General features: G+C 71.0%; 20 protein-coding genes. 2 read left to right on the top strand and 18 right to left on the bottom strand.

Annotated elements, in window-relative coordinates; all coding sequences use genetic code 11:
* Positions 1-222: 222 nt before the first annotated feature.
* The 7 genes from QFZ58_RS20055 to QFZ58_RS20025 all read right to left on the bottom strand — a co-directional run bounded on the left by QFZ58_RS20055 (position 223) and on the right by QFZ58_RS20025 (position 7,007).
* A complete protein-coding gene (locus tag QFZ58_RS20055; protein WP_307126278.1) occupies positions 223-1,347 on the bottom strand; it encodes a hypothetical protein in 1,125 nt (374 codons plus the stop codon).
* Between the two features lie 308 nt (positions 1,348-1,655).
* A complete protein-coding gene (locus QFZ58_RS20050; RefSeq protein WP_307128930.1) occupies positions 1,656-2,231 on the bottom strand; it encodes a SigE family RNA polymerase sigma factor in 576 nt (191 codons plus the stop codon).
* A 361-nt stretch (positions 2,232-2,592) separates the two neighbouring features.
* Positions 2,593-3,657 carry an aspartate-semialdehyde dehydrogenase gene (locus tag QFZ58_RS20045; protein WP_307126277.1) on the bottom strand — a complete coding sequence of 355 codons (1,065 nt, stop codon included), beginning with the start codon at positions 3,655-3,657 and terminating at the stop codon, positions 2,593-2,595.
* Positions 3,654-4,925 carry an aspartate kinase gene (locus tag QFZ58_RS20040; RefSeq protein ID WP_307126276.1) on the bottom strand — a complete coding sequence of 424 codons (1,272 nt, stop codon included), beginning with the start codon at positions 4,923-4,925 and terminating at the stop codon, positions 3,654-3,656. Before QFZ58_RS20040 ends, QFZ58_RS20045 begins: the two co-directional genes overlap by 4 nt.
* 315 nt (positions 4,926-5,240) lie before the next feature.
* Positions 5,241-5,900, bottom strand: coding sequence for a DUF5063 domain-containing protein (locus tag QFZ58_RS20035; RefSeq protein ID WP_307126275.1), 660 nt, complete (start codon positions 5,898-5,900; stop codon positions 5,241-5,243).
* Positions 5,901-6,010: 110 nt separating this feature from the next.
* Positions 6,011-6,610, bottom strand: coding sequence for a recombination mediator RecR (gene recR / locus QFZ58_RS20030; protein WP_031090791.1), 600 nt, complete (start codon positions 6,608-6,610; stop codon positions 6,011-6,013).
* Between the two features lie 61 nt (positions 6,611-6,671).
* Positions 6,672-7,007 carry a YbaB/EbfC family nucleoid-associated protein gene (locus QFZ58_RS20025; RefSeq protein WP_307128929.1) on the bottom strand — a complete coding sequence of 112 codons (336 nt, stop codon included), beginning with the start codon at positions 7,005-7,007 and terminating at the stop codon, positions 6,672-6,674.
* Positions 7,008-7,365: 358 nt separating this feature from the next.
* On the opposite strand from QFZ58_RS20025, the gene QFZ58_RS20020 reads away from it, so the two are divergent.
* The gene (locus QFZ58_RS20020; protein WP_307126274.1) at positions 7,366-8,142 is read left to right on the top strand and encodes an SLATT domain-containing protein; all 777 of its coding nucleotides are present in this window, start codon (positions 7,366-7,368) and stop codon (positions 8,140-8,142) included.
* A 176-nt stretch (positions 8,143-8,318) separates the two neighbouring features.
* Here the strand turns inward: QFZ58_RS20020 and QFZ58_RS20015 are convergent, their stop codons facing one another.
* From QFZ58_RS20015 to QFZ58_RS20000, 4 genes are all read right to left on the bottom strand, one after another.
* Positions 8,319-8,969 carry a hypothetical protein gene (locus QFZ58_RS20015; RefSeq protein WP_307126273.1) on the bottom strand — a complete coding sequence of 217 codons (651 nt, stop codon included), beginning with the start codon at positions 8,967-8,969 and terminating at the stop codon, positions 8,319-8,321.
* A gap of 126 nt (positions 8,970-9,095) precedes the next feature.
* The gene (locus tag QFZ58_RS20010) at positions 9,096-9,815 is read right to left on the bottom strand and encodes a GntR family transcriptional regulator (protein ID WP_307126272.1); all 720 of its coding nucleotides are present in this window, start codon (positions 9,813-9,815) and stop codon (positions 9,096-9,098) included.
* A gap of 114 nt (positions 9,816-9,929) precedes the next feature.
* Positions 9,930-11,294 carry an aspartate aminotransferase family protein gene (locus tag QFZ58_RS20005; RefSeq protein ID WP_307126271.1) on the bottom strand — a complete coding sequence of 455 codons (1,365 nt, stop codon included), beginning with the start codon at positions 11,292-11,294 and terminating at the stop codon, positions 9,930-9,932.
* Positions 11,295-11,714: 420 nt separating this feature from the next.
* Positions 11,715-12,668 (bottom strand): LuxR C-terminal-related transcriptional regulator, encoded by a 954-nt coding sequence (locus QFZ58_RS20000; protein ID WP_307126270.1) that lies wholly within the window; start codon positions 12,666-12,668, stop codon positions 11,715-11,717.
* Positions 12,669-13,267: 599 nt separating this feature from the next.
* Between QFZ58_RS20000 and QFZ58_RS19995 the strand changes: the two genes are divergently transcribed.
* Complete coding sequence (locus tag QFZ58_RS19995; RefSeq protein ID WP_307126269.1) at positions 13,268-15,229, top strand: AarF/ABC1/UbiB kinase family protein; 1,962 nt, start codon at positions 13,268-13,270, stop codon at positions 15,227-15,229.
* An 84-nt stretch (positions 15,230-15,313) separates the two neighbouring features.
* Here the strand turns inward: QFZ58_RS19995 and QFZ58_RS19990 are convergent, their stop codons facing one another.
* From QFZ58_RS19990 to QFZ58_RS19960, 7 genes are all read right to left on the bottom strand, one after another.
* On the bottom strand, positions 15,314-16,159 hold the full coding sequence (locus tag QFZ58_RS19990) for an ABC transporter permease (RefSeq protein WP_307126268.1): 846 nt from the start codon (positions 16,157-16,159) through the stop codon (positions 15,314-15,316).
* A 37-nt stretch (positions 16,160-16,196) separates the two neighbouring features.
* A complete protein-coding gene (locus QFZ58_RS19985) occupies positions 16,197-17,138 on the bottom strand; it encodes an ATP-binding cassette domain-containing protein (protein ID WP_307128928.1) in 942 nt (313 codons plus the stop codon).
* Positions 17,139-17,316: 178 nt separating this feature from the next.
* On the bottom strand, positions 17,317-17,907 hold the full coding sequence (locus tag QFZ58_RS19980; protein WP_307126267.1) for a YbaK/EbsC family protein: 591 nt from the start codon (positions 17,905-17,907) through the stop codon (positions 17,317-17,319).
* A gap of 18 nt (positions 17,908-17,925) precedes the next feature.
* The gene (gene fabG, locus QFZ58_RS19975; protein WP_307126266.1) at positions 17,926-18,675 is read right to left on the bottom strand and encodes a 3-oxoacyl-[acyl-carrier-protein] reductase; all 750 of its coding nucleotides are present in this window, start codon (positions 18,673-18,675) and stop codon (positions 17,926-17,928) included.
* A gap of 25 nt (positions 18,676-18,700) precedes the next feature.
* Positions 18,701-19,186 carry a 3-hydroxyacyl-ACP dehydratase FabZ family protein gene (locus tag QFZ58_RS19970; protein WP_307126265.1) on the bottom strand — a complete coding sequence of 162 codons (486 nt, stop codon included), beginning with the start codon at positions 19,184-19,186 and terminating at the stop codon, positions 18,701-18,703.
* Entirely contained in the window at positions 19,183-19,581 is a 399-nt protein-coding gene (locus QFZ58_RS19965) for a hypothetical protein (protein WP_307126264.1), read from the bottom strand. The genes QFZ58_RS19970 and QFZ58_RS19965 overlap by 4 nt, the downstream gene beginning before the upstream one ends.
* Positions 19,578-19,841, bottom strand: a complete 264-nt coding sequence (locus tag QFZ58_RS19960) for an acyl carrier protein (RefSeq protein WP_307126263.1) — start codon at positions 19,839-19,841, stop codon at positions 19,578-19,580. The genes QFZ58_RS19965 and QFZ58_RS19960 overlap by 4 nt, the downstream gene beginning before the upstream one ends.
* Between the last annotated feature and the right edge of the window lie 16 nt (positions 19,842-19,857).

Genomic DNA, 19,857 nt, shown 5'->3' with positions numbered 1-19,857 from the left:
CCGAAGCACCTGGCGGTGACCGGCCCCGGGCGACCCGGTGCCTCGGCGTGGCCGACTGCGCCCCGGCACGGTGACGCGCACCGGCCACCTCCTCCGCACGGTGGTGACCACCGGCAGCTTGGGAGGAACAGGCGCCGGCCTCGGGTCCGGCACGGCGGCCCGCACTGCACGCTGACGCGACCCGGCTGCGCAGGTTGTGCCCGGCGCGGTGCCGGGTGGCGGCTACGAGGGAGGCAGTACGCCTGTCCGGTAGATCGTGCCGGAGCACGCGTGCGTGATCGTGGTCTCCGCCGTGGGCGCCCCCGCCTCGGGGGTGTGCGTGACCGCGACGCTGCCGTCCGTCGGGCCCTCGTCCGCACTGCCGAACTGCGGTGCCGTGTCCGTCGAGTCCGCACCGGCCCCGGGACTGCCGTCGCCGCCACCGGTGCCTCCGCCACCGTCTCCCCCCGTGGGTGTCGGCGTGGGAGTACCACCGGTGGTCGGGCAGGTGTCCGACGGCACCCAGGCGAACCGGACCTCGTACGCCATCGCAGGCTTCAGGAGGACCGTCCCCGGCTCGAGGGAGGGATCGGGCAGCCCCGCCGCCGGGTCCCCGGCGGTGTGCTGAACCACGGTGATCTTCTGCCGGTCGGCAGCGCCCGTCGTGCGGATGCCCACCGTGCCGTCGCTGGTCACGGAGCAGTCCTTGCCGGACACGTTGGCGATCCGGAAGGTGCCGTACACCGTGCCGCCGGCGTCGGCCGTCTGTGACTCGGCGGACGCGACTCCGAGCTGATCGGGGTCGCACAGCGGCACGTCCGCCACTTCGGGATCCGGCTCTTCGTCGGCACCGGCGGTGCCGCTGCCTTCGGTCCGGGATCCGGGACCCTGGGACGGAGCCGCGGAGTCACCGGATTCGTCCTCCCCGCCCTCCTTCCCCCGGTCGGCGGGACCGGCCGTCTGCTCGCCCGCGGTCTCGGCGCCCGCGTCCTCCCCGTTGCCGCCCTGGGCCTGCTCACCATGGCCGGCGATGGCGGGGTTGGCGGTGGCCGATCGGTCGGAGTTCGCCACGTGGACGAACGCGGGAACCGCCGTGCCGATCAGCAGCACGGCAGCCGCGGCGCCCACCACGGCCTGGCGGCGCCTGGCACGCCGCGCGGGCACCGCGCGGTGCAGGTGCTCAAGGGTTCCGTCGCTGGGTTCGATCCCCTGGACGGCGCCCCGCAGCATGCGGCGCAACGCGGCCTCGTCCGGGTCCTCGCCACTGTCCGGTTCGCCACCCGAGCCACCCGTCGCGCCCCCTCGGAAGAGTGCGGTCAGCGTGCCGCCCCCACCCGCTGCGGTGTCCTCGGTCCTGCCCCCGAACACGGCTGCGGGCCCTCGGCTTGCATCCGCGCCGTCTGTCACCTTCGGGGCACCTGACGCGCCATCGGCTGCCTCCGGGGCGTCTGACGCACCGCCGGTCACCTCGGCGGCATCTCCCGCTCCACCGGCGGCTGTTGCGGCATCCCCCGCACCGGCCGTGGTCCTTGGGGCACCTTCCGCGCCGTCGGTCCCGCCGATGCCCTGCTCCTGTTCACCGTCCTGTGCCGGATCGGTGTTCGGTGTGCTCTCCGGCCCGTCGTTCACAATTCCGTTTCCAGTCCGGTCATCGTCGTGCCTGTGCTCGGGCCCGCTCATGCCTGCGCCTCCATCACGACGCGCAGTGCCGCGATGCCCCGGGAACCGTATGCCTTCACCGAACCGAGCGATATTCCCAGCGTTTCCGCGACCTGTACCTCCGTCATGTCCGAGAAATAACGCAGCACCAGCACCTCGCGCTGTCGGCGCTGAAGTCCCTTCATCGCCTTGATCAGCGCGTCCTTCTCCAGTTGGTCGTACGCCCCCTCCTCGGCGCTCGCCATGTCGGGCATCGGCTTGGAGAGCAGCTTGAGACCGAGGATGCGGCGGCGCAGCGCGGAGCGGGAGAGATTGACGACGGTCTGCCGGAGATAGGCGAGGGTCTTCTCCGGGTCGCGCACCCGGTTGCGTGCCGAATGGACCCGGATGAACGCCTCCTGCACCACGTCCTCGCAGGACGCGGTGTCGTCCAGCAGGAGCGCCGCGAGGCCCAGCAGCGAACGGTAGTGGGCGCGGTAGGTCTCAGTGAGATGGTCGACCGTGGTTCCCGCCACCACCGTGTCCTCAGCGCCCTCGCGCTGCGAGGGCAGCCGGGTGGATCGCGCAGCCGGCATGGGCGCGATCACCGGCATACCGCCGGCTGCGCGGGGCTTCCGGAGCGGGCGCACCGAAGCGCCCCGCAACGGGCCCACCACTGTGATGTCGAGAACCTCTGCCACGCCAGTTGGACACGCTTCCCCCCCCGTCAGGGTTGTACGCGAACGGCACCGCGTTCGATGCTGTGCGACATGCCCTCATTCGTACCTGCTCTTCCCCAAATGCCCCGAAAACGCAACCAGCCACGCAAGAAGTGACGGCATAGACGCGCCGCATCCGACGAGCGGTTGCAGGAGGTCAGGAGATCATCGTCGGATATGACAACGCCCCAGCTCAAGAGCTTCAGACCTGCGTTTTACCCACAGGGCGCACACAGATCCTACAAAACAGGTTCGATCAAACCCTCGGAAATTCCATGGCCACGGCTTCGGCAATCTGCGCGACATTGAGAGCTGCACCTTTTCGCAGATTATCTCCGCAGATGAACATCTCGATGGCGTGCGGATCGTCCAGCGACTGCCGCACCCGCCCCACCCAGGTCGGGTCGGTGCCCACCACATCGGACGGCGTGGGGAAGTCACCTACCGCCGGGTTGTCGAAGAGCACCACCCCGGGCGCGGTCGCCAGGACCTCGTGCGCACGATCCACCGCCACCTCGTTCTCGAAGCGGGCGTGGACGGACACGGAGTGCGTCGCGACGACCGGTACGTAGACACAGGTCGCCGTCACCTTCAGACCCGGCAGGCCCAGAACCTTCCGGCACTCCGCGCGGATCGCCAGCTCCTCGGACGACCAGCCGTCCCCGGCGTCCTGGCCGGCCCACGGCACGACGTTCAGTGCGACCGGCGCGGCGAAAGGGCTCTTGTCCCCGTCGCCCAACGCCCGCCGTACGTCCCCGGGACGGGTGCCCAGCTCCGTGCCGGCCACCAGTGAGAGCTGTTCGCGGAGGGCGGCCACCCCGTCACGGCCCACGCCGCTCACCGCCTGGTAGGACGAGACGATCAGCTCCTGCAGCCCGAACTCGGCGTGCAGCGCGCCGACCGCGACGATCAGCGACAGCGTGGTGCAGTTCGGGGAAGCGACGATGCCGCGGGGCCTCAGCCGCGCGGCATGGGGGTTGATCTCGGGCACGACGAGGGGCACGTCCTCGTCCAGCCGGAAAGCGGCCGAGTCGTCCACGACCACGGCGCCCGCGGCAGCGGCCACCGGGCCCCACCGCGCGGACACCTCGTCCGGCACGAGGAAGAGGGCCACGTCCACCCCGTCGAACACGTCCTCGGCGATCGGGAGGACCTCGGTCTCCTCGCCGCGTACGACCAGCTTGCGGCCGGCCGCACGTGGGGAGGCGATCAGTCTGATCTCGCCCCAGACGTCCGCATGCTGCGAAATGATCTGGAGCATGACGCCGCCGATCGCCCCGGTCGCTCCGACGACCGCGAGCGAAGGACGGCGTTCCGTCATCGGCCGGTGCCCCCGTAGACGACGGCCTCGTCGGAGTCGCTGTCGAGACCGAAAGCGGTGTGCACGGCGCGCACGGCCTCGTTGACGTCGTCGACGCGGGTGACCACCGAGATGCGGATCTCGGACGTCGAGATCAGCTCGATGTTCACGCCGACGTCGGACAGCGCCTCGAAGAAGCCTGCCGTGACGCCGGGGTTGGTCTTCATGCCGGCGCCGACCAGGGAGATCTTCGCGATCTGGTCGTCGTAGCGAAGCGACTCGAAGCCGATGCCGGCCCGGTTGCGCTCCAGCGCGTCGATCGCCTTGCGGCCCTCCGCCTTGGGGAGCGTGAAGGTGATGTCGGTGAGACCCGTCGAGGCGGCGGAGACGTTCTGCACCACCATGTCCATGTTGATCTCGGCGTCAGCGATCGCGCGGAAGATCGCGGCGGCCTCGCCCGGCTTGTCGGGCACGCCGACGACCGTGACCTTGGCCTCGGAGACGTCGTGGGCGACTCCGGAGATGATGGCGTGCTCCACCTGCTGGTCCCCTTGCGGCTCGTTGCTGACCCAGGTGCCGCGGAGTCCGGAGAAGGACGAGCGGACGTGGATCGGGATGTTGTAACGGCGTGCGTACTCCACGCAGCGGTGCAGCAGCACCTTGGAGCCGGACGCGGCCAGCTCCAGCATGTCCTCGAAGGAGATCCAGTCGATCTTCCGGGCCTTCTTCACGACCCGGGGGTCGGCGGTGAAGACGCCGTCCACGTCGGTGTAGATCTCACAGACCTCGGCGTCCAGCGCGGCGGCCAGCGCGACAGCGGTGGTGTCGGACCCGCCGCGTCCGAGGGTGGTGATGTTCTTGCCCTCCTGGCTCACGCCCTGGAACCCGGCGACGATGGCGATGTTGCCCTCGTCGATCGAGGTCCGGATGCGGCCCGGCGTGACATCGATGATGCGTGCCTTGTTGTGGACCGAGTCGGTGATGACACCGGCCTGGCTGCCCGTGAACGACTGGGCCTCATGGCCGAGGTTCTTGATCGCCATGGCCAGCAGGGCCATGGAGATCCGCTCTCCGGCGGTCAGCAGCATGTCGAACTCACGCCCGGCAGGCATCGGTGACACCTGCTCGGCAAGATCGATCAACTCGTCCGTCGTGTCGCCCATCGCGGATACCACGACAACCACCTGGTTGCCGTTCTTCTTGGCATCGACGACTCGCTTGGCGACGCGCTTGATGCCCTCGGCATCGGCTACGGAGGAGCCTCCGTACTTCTGCACGACAAGGCCCACGTGCGCTCCTCGCTCAATAATGGTGCGGTCGGCTCAGTCTAACGAGCAGCCCGGATTCGACCCGCCTCTACCAGATGGTGAGATGTCCCGCTCACTTGATGGTCAGGCGTGTCGGTGCGAACTGCTCGTACCGTGTTGCTGCCCGTTCCACGGACGGCCACGCCCTTTTGTGTCTCAGGCCACAGGAGACACAGGGGCACAGACGACGACGCGGAGAGGCGCGGAGGGACACGACACGGACCACAGCGGCCCGGACTCCGCCGGCCACGTCCGGACCACGGTTCGGACCCGCGGGCCCAGCCTGTGGCCCGGAAGCTACAGAACCGGCCGCAAGCCCAGCGGGCCCGCGATCTCCTCGGCCATCACGCGGCCCGCCTCCTCGGCGAGGTCGCCGTCACCGGGGTCCTGGTCCGTGTCCAGGCCGTCGAGCTCCTGGAGGGGCTGGTTGAGCCGGATGTGGGCGACCAGGGACTGGAGCGCGCGCAGGGCCGCCGAGGCGGTGGAACCCCAGTTGGAGAAGTAGGAGAACTGCCACCACCACATGGCTTCCGCCGTGCGGTCCGCCTCGTAGTGGGCCAGCCCGTGGCCCAGGTCCGTGACGAGGTCGGCCAGGTCGTCGGAGATGCGGTGCGGGACCGGGGGCTTGCGGGGCTCGTACGGGTCGAAGACCTCGGAGTAGACGTCGATCGGCTCCAGGAGGGTGGCGAAACGCTCGCGCAGGCCGTCCGCGTCCGGCTCCGGGCCCAGGTCCGGCTCGTAGCGCTCGTCGGGGAGGATGTCCTCGTACGCGCCCAGCCTGCCGCCGGCCAGGAGGAGCTGGGAGACCTGGAGGAGCAGGACGGGGACGGCCTCTTCCGGCTCCTCGGCCTTGGACACCTCGGTGACCGCGACGATGAACGTCTTGATCTGGTCCGCGATCTGGACGGCGAAGTCGTCCGGATCCTGCGTGACGGAGTTCAGCGTGGCGTCAGACATCGAGGGGACCTCCCGTGGGCACGGTCGCGAACGGTGGGTAGAACATAACGCCGCCGAACGTAAAGCGGACATCAACTGTCAGGGCTCGCCATGCCGAGCCGCACGCCGGGTCACACATCGAGCAGCCGCCTCCCCTCGAACGCGCGGCCGAGGGTGACCTCGTCCGCGTACTCCAGGTCGCCGCCCACCGGCAGGCCGCTGGCCAGCCGCGTCACCCGCAGGCCCATCGGCTTCACCATGCGGGCGAGGTAGGTGGCGGTGGCCTCGCCCTCGAGGTTCGGGTCCGTCGCCAGGATCAGCTCCGTGATGGAGCCGTCCGCGAGGCGGGCCAGCAGCTCCCTGATGCGCAGATCGTCGGGACCCACGCCCTCGATCGGGCTGATGGCGCCGCCGAGCACGTGGTAGCGGCCCCGGAATTCACGGGTCCGCTCGATGGCGACGACGTCCTTCGGCTCCTCGACCACACAGATGACCGTCCGGTCCCGGCGCGCGTCCCGGCAGATCCCGCACTGCTCCTGCTGGGCGACGTTGCCGCAGATCTCGCAGAAGCGGACCTTGTCCTTGACCTCGAGGAGCGCGTGGGCGAGGCGGCGTACGTCGGTGGGCTCGGCCTGCAGGATGTGGAAGGCGATCCGCTGCGCGCTCTTGGGGCCGACGCCGGGCAGTCTGCCCAGTTCGTCGATGAGCTCCTGAACCACGCCTTCGTACAACGGAACGCCTTTCCTTATTCCTGCTCGTACCGTAGCCGGTACGCCCGGGTAGCTGTAGGGGTCAGAACGGGAGGCCCGGCATACCGCCCAGGCCCTGGGCCAGCGGGCCCAGCTTCTGCTGCTGGAGCTGCTGCGCGTTCTCGTTGGCCGCCTGCACCGCGGCGACCACGAGGTCCGCGAGCGTCTCGGTGTCCTCCGGGTCCACGGCCTTGGGGTCGATCACGAGGGAACGCAGTTCGCCGGACCCGGTCACGGTGGCCTTCACCAGGCCACCGCCCGCCTGCCCGTCGACCTCGGTCCTGGCGAGCTCCTCCTGGGCCTCGGCGAGGTCCTGCTGCATCTTCTGGGCCTGCTGGAGCAGCTGCTGCATGTTGGGCTGGCCACCACCGGGAATCACGGTCACTCCTGGCACATCGACGACGGATTGTTTCGGTACGCCGAGCCTACGTGTTCACCGGACGCCGCGCTCCACCCGTGGGGATCAACTCTTTCGGGTGAGATCTGGAAAGTGTCTGTCGTGCTCCTATACCTGACCAGAGGCCGTGCGCACGCGGGAATCCCGCGATTTCGACCCCATCGCCCACCATTCGGCGGTAGGAAGAGGAGGCGTAACCGTACGCACACGCACACAGCAGGTAACGCAGAGTTACGCGGAGAGGGCCCGGGTCATATGCCGGTTCCGCCCCGTCCGTGTCCGAGAACCGTGCCGAGCCGCGTCGATACGCGCCGAACGCAGAGTGCAGAGGAGTGCCCCGGTGAGTCAGCCGGAGATGCAGCCCGAGGGGCCGCCCCGCAAGGAGTCCGGCGCGGATACCGGAGCGGAACGGTCCGGTACTCGCCACAGTTCGGGGCCCCTGGACCTGACCGGACGCGCCTTCCCCCTCGGCGACTGGGGCGAACCCGCCGAACGGCTCGACGAGCTGTACCGCTGGGTCGAGGAGGGCGCCCTGCGCACCGCCGACTGGTATCTCCGGGACCGGGTCCGCAAGCGGCGCACCGCCAGGCTTCTGCGGCTCGGCACGGCGGCCGGTGTCGTCGCCGGTGTGGCCCTCCCGCTGCTCGATCTGACGGGGGACCTCTCCGGGTCGGCCGGCTGGGGTTATCTGTCCCTGCTGCTCGGCGCCGCGTGCATGGCATGTGACCGGTACTTCGGCCTGACCTCCGGCTGGATAAGGAACCTGTCGACGGCACAGGCCGTGCAGCGGCGTCTGCAGGTGCTCCAGTTCGACTGGGCCTCCGAGTGTGTACGGGAGGTGCTCGGCCCGACGGAGGGCACGGCCAGCGAGGCCGCGGAGCGGTGCCTGGGCGTGCTGCGCAGGTTCTCCGAGGACATCACCGAACTCGTCCGCATGGAGACCGCGGACTGGATGGTGGAGTTCCGGGCCGGCCCCGCGCCCATGGGGATGCAGTCGCTCGTGTCCGGGGCGGTCGGCGGCCGTCCTGAGCAGGGTGCCCATCCGGGCCGGCTCACCATGCCGTCGGTCGCCCGGCCGAACATGCCGCGGCAGCGGCCGCCGGAGCCGCCCCGGTGACCCGGGGGCCGGGGCGGTAGCCGGCCGGACGGTCCGGCGCTCGCGCGGCCCGGCGGATCAGCGGTCAGCGGCTCCGCCGGTCCGGTGCTCCGGTGCTCCGGTGCGGCAGGGACGGGCCGATCAGCCGATCAGCCGATCAGCCGATCAGCCGATCAGCCGGTCAGCCGGTCAGCCGGTCAGCTGAAGATGATCATCGAACCCTGGGCGAGGCTGCGGGTGGCAGCCGCGTGCAGGCCCAGCCAGACGTGCCGTTCGCGTGCGAACGGGCTGTCGTCGTACGGCGGTGTTCCGGCCGGCTCCTCCAGCGTGGTCGGTCCCGCGGGCGGGTGGGGGGCGGCCGGCGGGTTGGCCGGGTCGATGCCGATGGACGGCCCCACGAACTCCAGTTCCCGCAGCAGGCCGTGCGAGGAACCCAGCGGGCCGCCGCCCTCCAGCAACCGGTCGTCCGACAGCGGTGCGGGGAAGTCGAGCGGGACGTACGCCCCGGCGTGGTCGTAGTGCCAGACCAGGTGCGACTGCTGGGCGCTCTGCTCGAACATCTCCAGCAACTGCTCGTAGTCCCCGCCCAGCTCGTCGACGGGCGTGACCGCGAGCCCGCTCAGCTGGAGCAGGTAGGCGCGGCGCAGGAAGTGCAGGGCGTCGTAGTCGAACCCGGCGACGGGGGCCACGTCCCCGGTGAGACCGGGCATGTAGGCGTAGACGGGGACGGGGGGCAGCCCCGCGTCGCTCAGTGCCTTGTCGTAGATGGCGATCTCTTCGGCGAACGGGTTGTCGGGGCTGTGGCACAGCACATCGACGAGGGGGACCAGCCACAGGTCACAGGCCACGAAGTCTCGCTCTCCAACGGGTTCGTGCGGTGGTCGGGACAGCGTAATGCGGCCGGGACCCCGCGCACAGGGCGCGGTGCGGTCCGCTCGGCCGGCGGGCGGGCCCGGGCCGGTTGCCGGGTGTGCTCAGCCGCCGCCGTGGCCGGGGTGCGGGGGGTCGCCGGCGGCCAGCCGGTCCGCCCAGTCGGACCCGTGCGCGTAGTAGCCGTCGAGCACCGCCCGCACCGCGTCGCCGTCGGCGGCCATGATCGCTTCGACCAGCTCCTGGTGGCCGCTCCACAGCCAGTCCCGTACGTCGGCGTCCCCGCGCAGGTACGGGACGGAGAACACCCACGCCTGCACCCGGAGGCGGTGCAGGAAGTCGGTGAGGTACGCGTTGCCGATGACGGCGCCGAGCTCCCGCCAGAACCGCAGGTCGTAGCCGATGAGGATGTCGAGGTCTCCGCTGCGCGCCGCCCGTGCGGCCTCCTCGGCCCGGCGGCGTACGGAGACCAGGGCGGCGTGGTGGGCACCGAGCACCTGGGAGGCCGTACCGCTTCCGTCGAAGATCCGCCGGAACACGCCGTCTATGACCAGGGCGCGCGCTTCCACCATCGAGCGGTAGTCGGCGACGGAGAACTCGCGGACCCGGAACCCCCGGTGCTGGTCGGATTCGAGCAGCCCCTGTGCCGAGAGGTCGAAGAGCGCCTCGCGGACGGGCGTCGCGGACACCCCGTACTGCTCGGCGATCTGTTTGACGGTGAATTCCACGCGCGGCCGGAGCCGCCCCGCGAGCACCTCGTCGCGCAGCGCGCCGGCGATCTGCTGCCGCAGCGTATTGCGGGTCACACCTCCGCTCGCGCCCATGACGCCCCCTCCCGTTCTCGGCTTGGGTCACCTTAAGCCAGGAGGTATGCCCGGTTCCGGGCACGGTGGGGGCGTCGTGCGGAGCGCGTCCCGGACGGAGCGGCCGCGCAGGCCTTACACGGTGTGTTCGTCGGCGACCGAAAGGGCCACGTCAAGGGCTGCCAGGCCCTCCTTGGCCTCCGCCTCGGAGATGTTGCAGGCGGGGACCACGTGGGTGCGGTTCATGTTGACGAAGGGCCACAGGCCGTTCTTCCTGCAGGCGGCGCCGAAGGCCGCCATGGGGGCGTTGGCCTCGCCGGTCGCGTTGTAGGGGACCAGCGGTTCGCGGGTCTCCCTGTCGCGGACCAGTTCCAGCGCCCAGAACGCGCCGACGCCGCGGACCTCACCGACGGACGGGTGACGCTCGGCGAGCTCCCGCAGGCCGGGGCCGAGAACGTGCTCGCCGAGCTGTGCGGCGCTCTCGACGATCTTCTCGTCCTCCATCACCCTGATCGTGGCGACGGCGGCGGCGCAGGCCAGCGGGTGGCCGGAGTAGGTGAGACCGCCGGGGTAGGGACGGGACTCGAAGGTCGCCGCGATCTCGGCGCTGATGGCGACCCCTCCGAGAGGTACGTAACCGGAGTTGACGCCCTTCGCGAAGGTCATCAGGTCCGGCACGACGCCGTGGTGGTCGGCGGCGAACCACTTCCCGGTGCGTCCGAATCCGGCCATCACCTCGTCGAGGACAAAGACGATCCCGTACCGGTCGCAGATCTCGCGCACGCCCGCGAGGTAGCCGGGCGGCGGGGTCATGATGCCGGCCGTGCCGGGGATGGTCTCCAGCACGACGGCGGCGACGGTCGACGGGCCCTCGAAGGCGAGGGTGTCCTCGAGGTGCTGGAGCGCGCGGGCGCACTCCTCGGCCTCGGTCCGCGCGTGGAACGGGGAACGGTAGAGGAACGGCGTCCAGAATCGGACGACGCCCGCCGAGCCGTTGTCGGAGGCCCAGCGGCGCGGGTCACCGGTGAGGTTGATCGCGGTGGAGGTGGCGCCGTGGTACGAGCGGTAGGCGGACAGCACCTTGGTGCGGCCGGTGTGCAGCCGGGCCATGCGGACGGCGTTCTCGACGGCCTCGGCGCCGCCGTTGGTGAAGAAGATCTTGTCCAGGTCCCCGGGGGTGCGCTCGGCGATGAGGCGTGCGGCCTCGGAGCGCGCCTCGACGGCGAACGCGGGAGCGAAGGTGATGAGCCTGCCCGCCTGCTCCTGGACGGCGGCCACGACGGCGGGGTGCTGGTAGCCGATGTTGGTGAAGACGAGGCCGCTGGTGAAGTCGAGGTAGCGGTTGCCGTCGTAGTCCCAGAAGTGGGCCCCCTCGGCGCCGGCCACGGCGAGCGGGTCGATCAGGCCCTGGGCGGACCAGGAGTGGAACACGTGCGCGCGGTCGGCGGCCTTCACGGCCGCACCGGCGGCGGAGTCGACGTACGGGGCATGAGGGGTCATGCGGCGAGCGTAGGCGGCGGTGCGGCGGCGCTCCATGGCCACTGTGTATGGCGTGGGGCGCTGGGCTCGGCAGGGTGTCGGGTCCTCGACCGTGGTCCGGCCTCGGCCTCGATCGGCCGGTCACCCGCCCCACCGGGGAAGGGCGGGCGGCGGCCCGGGCCGTGCGGAGGTGGCTCCGCGGTCGGACGCGGAGCGGTGCGGACGGTGCTCGCCCTCGAGAGGAGCGGGGTGGAACCGGGTACCGCCGGTGAGAGGACGCCGGTACGTGCGGCTGCCGGTGAGGCCGCCCGGCGGTGCGGGGACGAGAGCCCGGGTACCGGGGACACCCTCGGCCGCCTGGCCGGAAGGGCGCGGGCCGGTGAGGGGCGGGTGCCGCCGAACCGGCCGCGGCGGAACCTCCACGACCCTGCGGCCGGGCGGTCAGATCAGGCCCACCTGCATGGCGCGGGCCCCGGCCTGGAAGCGGCTACGCGCGTCAAGTGCCTCCATGGCGGAGGCCACGTCGTTGCGTACGGTGCGGACGCTGCACCCCAGCCGGCGGGCGATCGCGTCGTCCGTGAGGCCCTCGGACAGGAGGCGCAGGACGATCTCCGAGCGGGGGCGGCGGGTCGGAGCGACGGGCTGCCGCCCCGTCTGCCGTACGGTCGCCCCGCGGTCCCAGAACCGCTCGGCGAGGGCGCTCAGCCGCTCCAGTTCCACCGCGGACCGTACGACGCGGATCGCTCCGTTCTCGTCGATGACCACCGCGACCGCGTTGTCCATGATCACCGCACGCGGCGGCAGGGTACCCACCGAGCGCAGCGCGGCACCCTCCTGCGTCAGCCACTGGGCGTGGGCCATGGCGCCCGGCGCCTTGATCACCGAAGAGGCCCACACCGCCCGGAGCTTCGCGCCCCGCCTCAGCGCCATGTCCACGACAGGGCGGGAGAACTCGAAACCGCCCTGGCTGTACCGGGGGACGAGGAACACGACCTCGCGCTCGACCTTGGCGACCAGCCGCTCGATCATGACGGACGCGTCGTGACGGTTCTCGCCGCCCTCGCCGAAATCGCCGAAACGTTCCGCCTGCTCATGCAGGGCGATGAACCGGCCGATCCGTACCGGACAGGGCTGCGGCGAGCGGCCCTCACGCATCCGCGAGGCCAGCAGCGTCGGCAGGGCTATGCACGGCTCGACGGCGCGGTACGCCGCCCCGTCCTCCCCGGAGGCACTCGCGAGTCCGTCGGCCCGCAGCGCGTCGAGCACCCTCGCCACCTGGTCCGCCGGCCACGCGAGCGTGAGCGCCAGTTCCCGGGTCCCCCACGTCGCACGCTGGAGCAGCGTGCGGTAGACCAGCTCCGACCGCACATCCAAACCGATCCCCGTATCAGCCACGTCAACCTCTCGGCAGTTGCTTCCTCCGGGCAGAACCGCGCCCCCTTGACGTGGTCAACTTAGGGCGCCTCCAGCACAGTCCGTGTGTTCGAGAGCCGATTTCGACAGCTTGGTGCCACGGTCACGCGGGTTCCCTTCACTCACGCCCGGGTAGACGGCACAACCGGTCATGCACCATGCGGCGTTTTCGCCGTCGCGCCCTGTGCGAAGAGCCTGATTCCGGACAAGGGGAGAAAAACCCTTGCTGGCGCCCGTTCCGGTGGCCGACGGAGTACGGGCGGGGTGCGAGCCCCTCCGTGTCCCGCCCGCCTGGACCGGTCAGGCAGCCAGGAAGGCCGACGCGGGACGGCGGAAACGAGCCGGCACCCGTCCGGTTCCCACCCGGCGGCATCTGCACGTTCTTGCCAGGAGGTGCCACCTCGTCCACATCTGCAGTTTCCTGTACCGGACCTGGGTGAAGCGGTTCCCCGGCAGCCACGGACAATGGCCGCCGGCGCCGGGAGAGCGGCACAGCCCACCAGCCGGCAGGCCCGGCCCCGACGGCTGAACGGCCTCCATCTGCACCGCACATGGACTCCGGTCCGGGAAAGGCTCCGCCCATGCAGCACACAGCGTTCCTGATCTTGATACCCGTCCTCTTCGTGTTCACCCTGGCCGGCCTCTCCATGGGCGCCCGGCGCCTGCTCGGCATCAGGATCGGCAAGATACGTGCCGCCCTCGCCGGCACCGTCGGTGTGCTGGCGACGATGCAGATCATCTCGGCCATGGGGCCGAGCAGCCACCGGCCGGCCATGACCTCCGTGCAGGTGGGCTGCGGCATCCTGGTCACGATGATCTTCCTGGCGGCCTCGGAGGTCATGCTGCCCAGCAGCACGCTGTCCGACCTCGTGCGGCTGCCCGGGGTGCTGCGCCGCCGCGTGGTACGCACGCGCCGTTACGCGGAACTCAGCGCCATAGCCATGCGGAACGGCCTCTCCCCCTCGCTGCGCGGCCTGTCCCGGGCCGGCTCGCCGAAGGGGACGGCCGCCGGACGCCGGCACTCCGCGCAGCAGCTGCGGCGGGCGCTGGAAGAGGCGGGAGCGACGTTCGTCAAGCTCGGCCAGATGCTCTCCACCCGCTACGACCTGCTCCCCGCCGAGTACGTCGAGGAGTTCTCCCGGCTCCACCACCAGGCCGCTGCGGAGGCCTGGGACGGGGTACGGGAGCTGCTCGCCGAGGAGCTGGGCCGCGAACCCGAGGCCGTGTTCGCCGAGTTCGACCCGGAGCCCCTGGCGGCCGGATCGATGGCCCAGGTGCACCGGGCCCGGTTGCTGGACGGCCAGGAGGTCGCGGTGAAGATCCAGCGTCCCGGCGCCGGGCAGGTCGTGGAGCGCGACCTCGACATCCTGTTCCGGCTCAGCCGCAAGCTGGAGGAGCACACGAGCTGGGCGAGGAGCATGGGCCTCGGTGAGCTGTTGAACGGTTTCGCCGTCTCGCTCCACGAGGAGCTGGACTTCCGGACCGAGGCCCGCAACATGGCCGCGATCACCGCCGCGGCCGCGGCCTCGGGATCCGTCTGCGCCATCCGCACACCACGCGTGTACGAGGCCCACAGCAGCAGGCGGGTGCTGACCCTGGAGCGGCTGGACGGCGTACCCCTCAGTTCCGCCAGGGAGACGATCGCCGAACGCGGGCTGGACGGCGCGAAGCTCGCCGAGCAGCTGCTCGACTGCATCCTCGAACAGATCATCCTCGGCGGGGTGTTCCACGCCGACCCGCACCCCGGGAACGTCCTGCTGCTGAGCAGTGGCGAGCTCGGGCTGCTCGACTTCGGCTCGGTGGGCCGGCTCGACCGGAGGATGCGCTCCGCGCTGCAGGACCTGCTGCTCGCCCTGCACCGCAACGATCCCGCGGCACTCAGCGACGCGCTCCTGGAGGTCGTCGACCGTCCGGAGCAGCTCGACGAGAGGCAGCTGGAACGGGCGCTGGGGCGGTTCATGGCGCGGTACCTGAGCCCCGGGAGCGCCCCGCACCGCGACATGTTCTCCGAGCTGTTCCTGCTCGTCGCCCAGCACGGTCTGACCGTCCCGCCGGAGGTGGCCGCCACCTTCCGGGCCCTGGCCACCGTGGAGGGCACCGTCGAACGGCTCGTGGCGGACTTCGACATCGTCGCGCAGGCCCGTACGTTCGCCGCCGCGCGGGTCCGCGAGCAGCTGAGCTACGAGCGGGTCAAGGACTCGCTGATCGAGGAGGCGCTCTCGCTCACCTCGGTGCTGCGCCGGCTGCCGCGGCGGGTGGACAGGATCAGCAGCGCGGTGGAGGGTGGCCGGCTCGGGGTCCGCATACGGCTGCTGGCGGACGAGCGGGACCGGCGCTTCGTGCGCGGCCTCGTCCACGACGTGCTGCTGACGTTCCTCGGGGGGGTCATCGCCCTGGTCGGCGCCGTGCTGCTGAGCATCGACGGCAAGCCGACGGTCATCGGGTCCGTCTCGCTGAGCCAGCTGATCGGCTACAACCTGCTGGTGGTCAGCTTCATCCTGGTGCTGCGGGTGGTCTTCTCCATCGCCCGGGGACGGAACTGAGCACGCGCAACGGCCGGGAGGCGCGGGGTGCGCCTCCCGGCCGCCGGCGGTCCGGCAGGGTTCACGGGCTTACGCGACCGCGGGTCACAGCACCCGGAAGGAACGGTTCGCGATCGGTGCGCAGACGGCCACCAGGACACAGGAGACACCCACCGTGGTGAGCAGCTCCGCCGGCGAGGTCTGCCCCGCGACCATGCCGCGCATCGCGTCGTTGGCATACGAGATGGGGTTCGCCTCGGCGACGACCCGCAGCCATGACGGCATCGACTCGGGGGCGACGAACGCGTTGGAGGCGAAGAGCAGCGGGAAGGTGCAGAGCGTGGTGATCATGCGCAGGACGTCGCCGTTGCGCAGCACCGCGGCCAGCGCGATGAAGATCCAGCTCATGGCCCAGCCGACGAACAGGCTCAGGAGGATCGAGCCGATGACGCCGAATACCCCGCCGGGCGGGTTGAAGCCGAAGATCAGCGCGGCCAGGACGGCCACGGCGATCAGCTGGTAGAGGGACCGCGCGGCGTCCGCGAGGCTCCGGGCGAGCAGCACGCTGAACCGGGAGATCGGCATCGTGTGGAAGCGGGTGATCACATCGTTGCGCAGGTCGTTGATGAGACCGTTCCCGGCCTGCGCCCCGGCCGCGACCGAGGTGATGATCATGATGGCGGGGGCCAGTCCGGCGATGTACGACAGGTCGCTCCCCTGGGGGGCGACGGTGTCGCCGAGCGCGCGCAGCACGCCGCCGAACATCAGCAGCATGACCAGCGGCTCGATGAACGTCACGATGAGCACGCCGGGCTGCAGGTAGGGGCGCACGGACCGGCCCGTGAGCGCGAGGGTCTGGGTGAGCAGGCTGCTGCCGCCCCACTCCTCGGACACGCTCACACCGGTCCGGGTGGTCGGGCGGGGTGCGGTCTCGGCGTCGATGACCGTCATCGGGACGCTCCTTCTTCGGTGAGGGGGATCGGGACGGTCACGCGGGCACCGGCTTTCTGGTGGGCTCGTGGGTCAGCTTCAGGTAGACGTCGTCTAGGGTCGGTTCGGAGAACGCGAGTTCGGCGATCTCGGTGTCCGCGTCACTCAGGATGCGTACGACGACGGCGAGGTCCGCGGCGGCCGCCACGGGGGCGCTCAGCGCCGTCCCCGACCCCTGCGGTGTCGCCCGGATGCCGGCCGCTTCCAGGGCGCGCACCGCGACCTGCACGTCGGACTCCGACGCCAGCGTGACCGTCACCAGGCGCTGACCGACCTCGGCCTTCAGCTCGGCGGGGTTGCCGCCCGCGACCACGCTCCCGGCGGAGAGCACCGTGATCTGCTCGCAGAGGCGGTCGGCCTCCTCGAGGTACTGCGTGGTGAGGAGCACGGCGGTGCCGTCCTTGGCGAGCCGCTCGATGGTCTCCCACACGCCGATCCGGGCGTTCGGGTCGAGCCCGGTCGTCGGTTCGTCGAGGAAGATGACCCGGGGCCCGCCGACAAGGCTGGCCGCGATGTCCAGGCGCCTGCGCATGCCTCCGGAGTACTGGAGCACGGGACGCGTCGCCGCGCCGGTCAGCTCGAAGAGTTCCAGGAGCTCGTTCGCGCGGGTCACCGCCTGGCGCCGGCCGGCGCCCAGCAGGCGCGCGACCAGCACGAGGTTCTCCCGCCCGTTGAGCTGCTCGTCGACCGAGGCGAACTGCCCGGTCAGCCCGATGCAGCGGCGGACCTCCTCGGCCTGGGTGGCCACGTCGAAGCCGCAGACGTGTGCGGAGCCGCTGGTCGGCGGCAGCAGTGTCGACAGGATGTGCACCAAGGTCGTCTTGCCGGCGCCGTTGTGGCCGAGCAGACCGTGGATCGAACCTTCTGGAACCGAGACGTTGACTCCGTCCAGTGCCTTCACGTCACCGAACGACTTCACTACGTCGACTGCCTGAATCATGGGTTTGGCCACGTGCTCGGCCTCCGTTGCTGTTTCCGGTGGCCCGATGGCTGGCCCCGGTTCGGATGTGTGCTCGGATAAGCCACCGCCGCCGGGTGGCGATCGTAAAACCGTGAAGCGGCCGGAACCGGGGCGCTGCAGGTTGCGGAAACCCGGATGTGCCCGGTGCTCCGGCGGGTCAGCCGGCCGGGGCCTCGCTGATCCGGGCCGTGCGCGGGCGGGCCATGCGCACGTAGTCGTCGGTGGGCAGCGCCATCGACAGGTCGAGCCGGGCGGCGTTGAAATACAGCACGTCGTGGCGGAGCAGATCCTCGTCGACGATCAGCTCGAGTTCGGGGTGGAAGGAGAAGGGGATGATGGAGCCGCTGACCGAGCCGGCCAGCCGCTCCGCGGTGTCGCGGGCCGCGAAGCCGGCCTTGCGGCCGCCGGTGAGTTCCGCGACCCGGCCGAGGTCGACACGCCGGTCGCCCGGCACGACGGCCAGCACGTACCGGCGGGTCCGCTTGGTCGGACGCGCCGCCACGACCAGGGACTTGGCGCTCTGCGCCAGTGCGTGCCCGCGCAGCGCGCTGGCGGCCTCGGTGCGGCCCTCCGGTGCGTGCGCGATCAGCCGGTAGGCGGCGCCGTGCAGGTCCGCCAGCTGCCGCAGCCGTAGGTACGCGGCCGCGCCGTCCGGCCCGGCACGGCCGGCCTCGTGCGGCACCGCGTCCTCCGGGCCGGGGGCCGGTGCCGCTCCTGTACGGCCGGGAGGGTGTCCGGTCGCCGTCATGTCACACCCGGCCGGCACTCATACGGTGATGCCGCCGTCGACCTGGAGGACCGATCCGGTGATGTATCCGGCGCGGTCGCTCGCCAGGAAGGCGACGAGGTCGGCGACCTCCTCGGCCCGGCCGAAGCGGCGGAGCGGGATCTGCTTGGCCGCGTCCTTCCGCACCTTGTCGGTCAGTTCGGCGGTCATGTCGGTCTCGATGAAGCCCGGTGCCACGGCGTTGGCCCGGATGCCGTACCGGCCGACCTCCTTGGCGAGCGCCTTGGAGAAGCCGATGATGCCGGCCTTGGACGCGGAGTAGTTGGACTGCGTCGCGTTGCCGTAGACCCCGGCGACCGAGGAGACGTTGATGATCGTGCCGGACTTCCGCTTCATCATCTCGAAGATGACCGCCCGGCAGACGTTGTAGACACCGTCGAGGTTGGTGTCCAGGACGCTGTGCCAGTCCTCGTCGGACATGAGCAGCAGCGGGTTGTCGCGGGTGATGCCCGCGGAGCAGACCACCACCTCGACCGGGCCGAGCCCGGACTCCGTCCTGGCCACCCATTCCTTGACGGACGCGGCGTCGGTCACGTCGACGCGCACCGCCATGGCGCGCACGCCTAGCTCGCCCACCTCCTTCTCCAGTGCCAGGGCGGCCTGTTCGTCGGACCGGTAGCAGAAACTGACGTCGTGGCCCTCGGCCGCGAGCCGCAGCACGACCGCCCGGCCGATGCCGCGCGATCCCCCGCTCACCAGGGCGACGCGCGCTCCGTTGTCGTCTGTCATGACTTCTCTCTTCGCTGGCTGCCGGTCAGCGGGGCGCTGTGCCGACGGGTTCGGGGTCGAGTTGTTCGCGCGGGCGGAAGGCCACCGTGACGGAGCCGACGGTCAGCACCGGTCCGTCGCCGGTCCGGCTGCCGCCTTCGAAGACCAGCGTGTCGTTCACCGCTCGCTGCAGCCGGACGTGGTGCTCGACCACGTCGCCGGGGAACACCTGCCGGTGGAACTCCACATCCCGCATGGAGCCGAACAGCATGGTCCGGCCTTCGACGGGGACTTCGTCCGGCCGCGTGGCCAGCAGGCCGGCGGTCTGGGTCCAGGACTCCAGCAGCAGGAAGTCCGGGTAGGCGAAGTCCGCCTCCACGGGCTCGTCGCCGAGGTGCGCGTACCACGGTTCGTTGAGCGTGACGGCCTTGACCGACCGGAGCTCGTCGGGGCCGGCCGCGAGGACGCGGTCGACCAGCAGCATCGGGTAGCGGTGGGGAAGCGCGGCGCGTATCCGCGCGGGGCCGCTCACGCCGCATCCCCGCACCGGTAACGGCAGCGGACCGAGGCGGCCGGCCCGCGGCCCGTCGCCACCTTCGCCGTGCAGCGCCAGTCGGCGCCGCGCGGCTCCCAGACCAGCTCGATGTCCAGGACGTCGCCCGGGTGGACCGCGGCCAGGAAACGGCAGGACTCGACCGCGGCGAACCGGACCCCGTCGGCCGCGGGCGGTACGGAGGCCTCCGCGGCGGCGCGTACACACTCCAGCACGCACACGCCGGGGAAGATCGCGAAGTCCGGGTAGTGCCCGGCGAAGACGGGTTCGCCGGCGCCGACCGCCACGGAGTACCGGGCGGACCACTTCCCGGTGTCCGTGTCGGGCCCCGGGACCCGCACCGCCTCGGGGCGGGCCAGGACCGCGGTCGTCACGGACGCTCCCCCAGCTTGCGCAGCACCTCGTCGTGGGCGCTGCTCAGCGTCGTCACCGTGCGCATCTCCTGCTCGTCGAACTTGATGCCGTACGTCCGCTCGAGCACGACGACGACCTCCAGGGCCATCAGCGAGTCGACCCCGAGCTCCTCCACGAAGTCCGTGTCGTCCCCGACCTGGGAGACTTCGGCGTCGATGGTCTCGGCCAGCAACGTCCGCAGCTCCTCTCGATCGAGCTGGGCCACCGCGTCGATTGACATGCTCTTCCTTCCGGTT

It is taken from the genome of Streptomyces sp. B1I3, from assembly GCF_030816615.1.
GTDB lineage: Bacteria > Actinomycetota > Actinomycetes > Streptomycetales > Streptomycetaceae > Streptomyces.
Note: the sequence above shows the minus strand (reverse complement) of the source record. Positions and strands in the feature narration are given on the sequence as shown.

Bases quoted from the DNA above. Each gene is read 5' to 3' on its own strand.
- QFZ58_RS20050 (WP_307128930.1), bottom strand. From the start codon at position 2,231: ATGCCGGTGATCGCGCCCATGCCGGCTGCGCGATCCACCCGGCTGCCC.
- QFZ58_RS20045 (WP_307126277.1), bottom strand. From the start codon at position 3,657: ATGACGGAACGCCGTCCTTCGCTCGCGGTCGTCGGAGCGACCGGGGCG.
- QFZ58_RS20035 (WP_307126275.1), bottom strand. From the start codon at position 5,900: ATGTCTGACGCCACGCTGAACTCCGTCACGCAGGATCCGGACGACTTC.
- QFZ58_RS20010 (WP_307126272.1), bottom strand. From the start codon at position 9,815: ATGGGCGCGAGCGGAGGTGTGACCCGCAATACGCTGCGGCAGCAGATC.
- QFZ58_RS20005 (WP_307126271.1), bottom strand. From the start codon at position 11,294: ATGACCCCTCATGCCCCGTACGTCGACTCCGCCGCCGGTGCGGCCGTG.
- QFZ58_RS19995 (WP_307126269.1), top strand. From the start codon at position 13,268: ATGCAGCACACAGCGTTCCTGATCTTGATACCCGTCCTCTTCGTGTTC.
- QFZ58_RS19990 (WP_307126268.1), bottom strand. From the start codon at position 16,159: ATGACGGTCATCGACGCCGAGACCGCACCCCGCCCGACCACCCGGACC.
- QFZ58_RS19985 (WP_307128928.1), bottom strand. From the start codon at position 17,138: ATGATTCAGGCAGTCGACGTAGTGAAGTCGTTCGGTGACGTGAAGGCA.
- QFZ58_RS19980 (WP_307126267.1), bottom strand. From the start codon at position 17,907: ATGACGGCGACCGGACACCCTCCCGGCCGTACAGGAGCGGCACCGGCC.
- fabG (WP_307126266.1), bottom strand. From the start codon at position 18,675: ATGACAGACGACAACGGAGCGCGCGTCGCCCTGGTGAGCGGGGGATCG.
- QFZ58_RS19960 (WP_307126263.1), bottom strand. From the start codon at position 19,841: ATGTCAATCGACGCGGTGGCCCAGCTCGATCGAGAGGAGCTGCGGACG.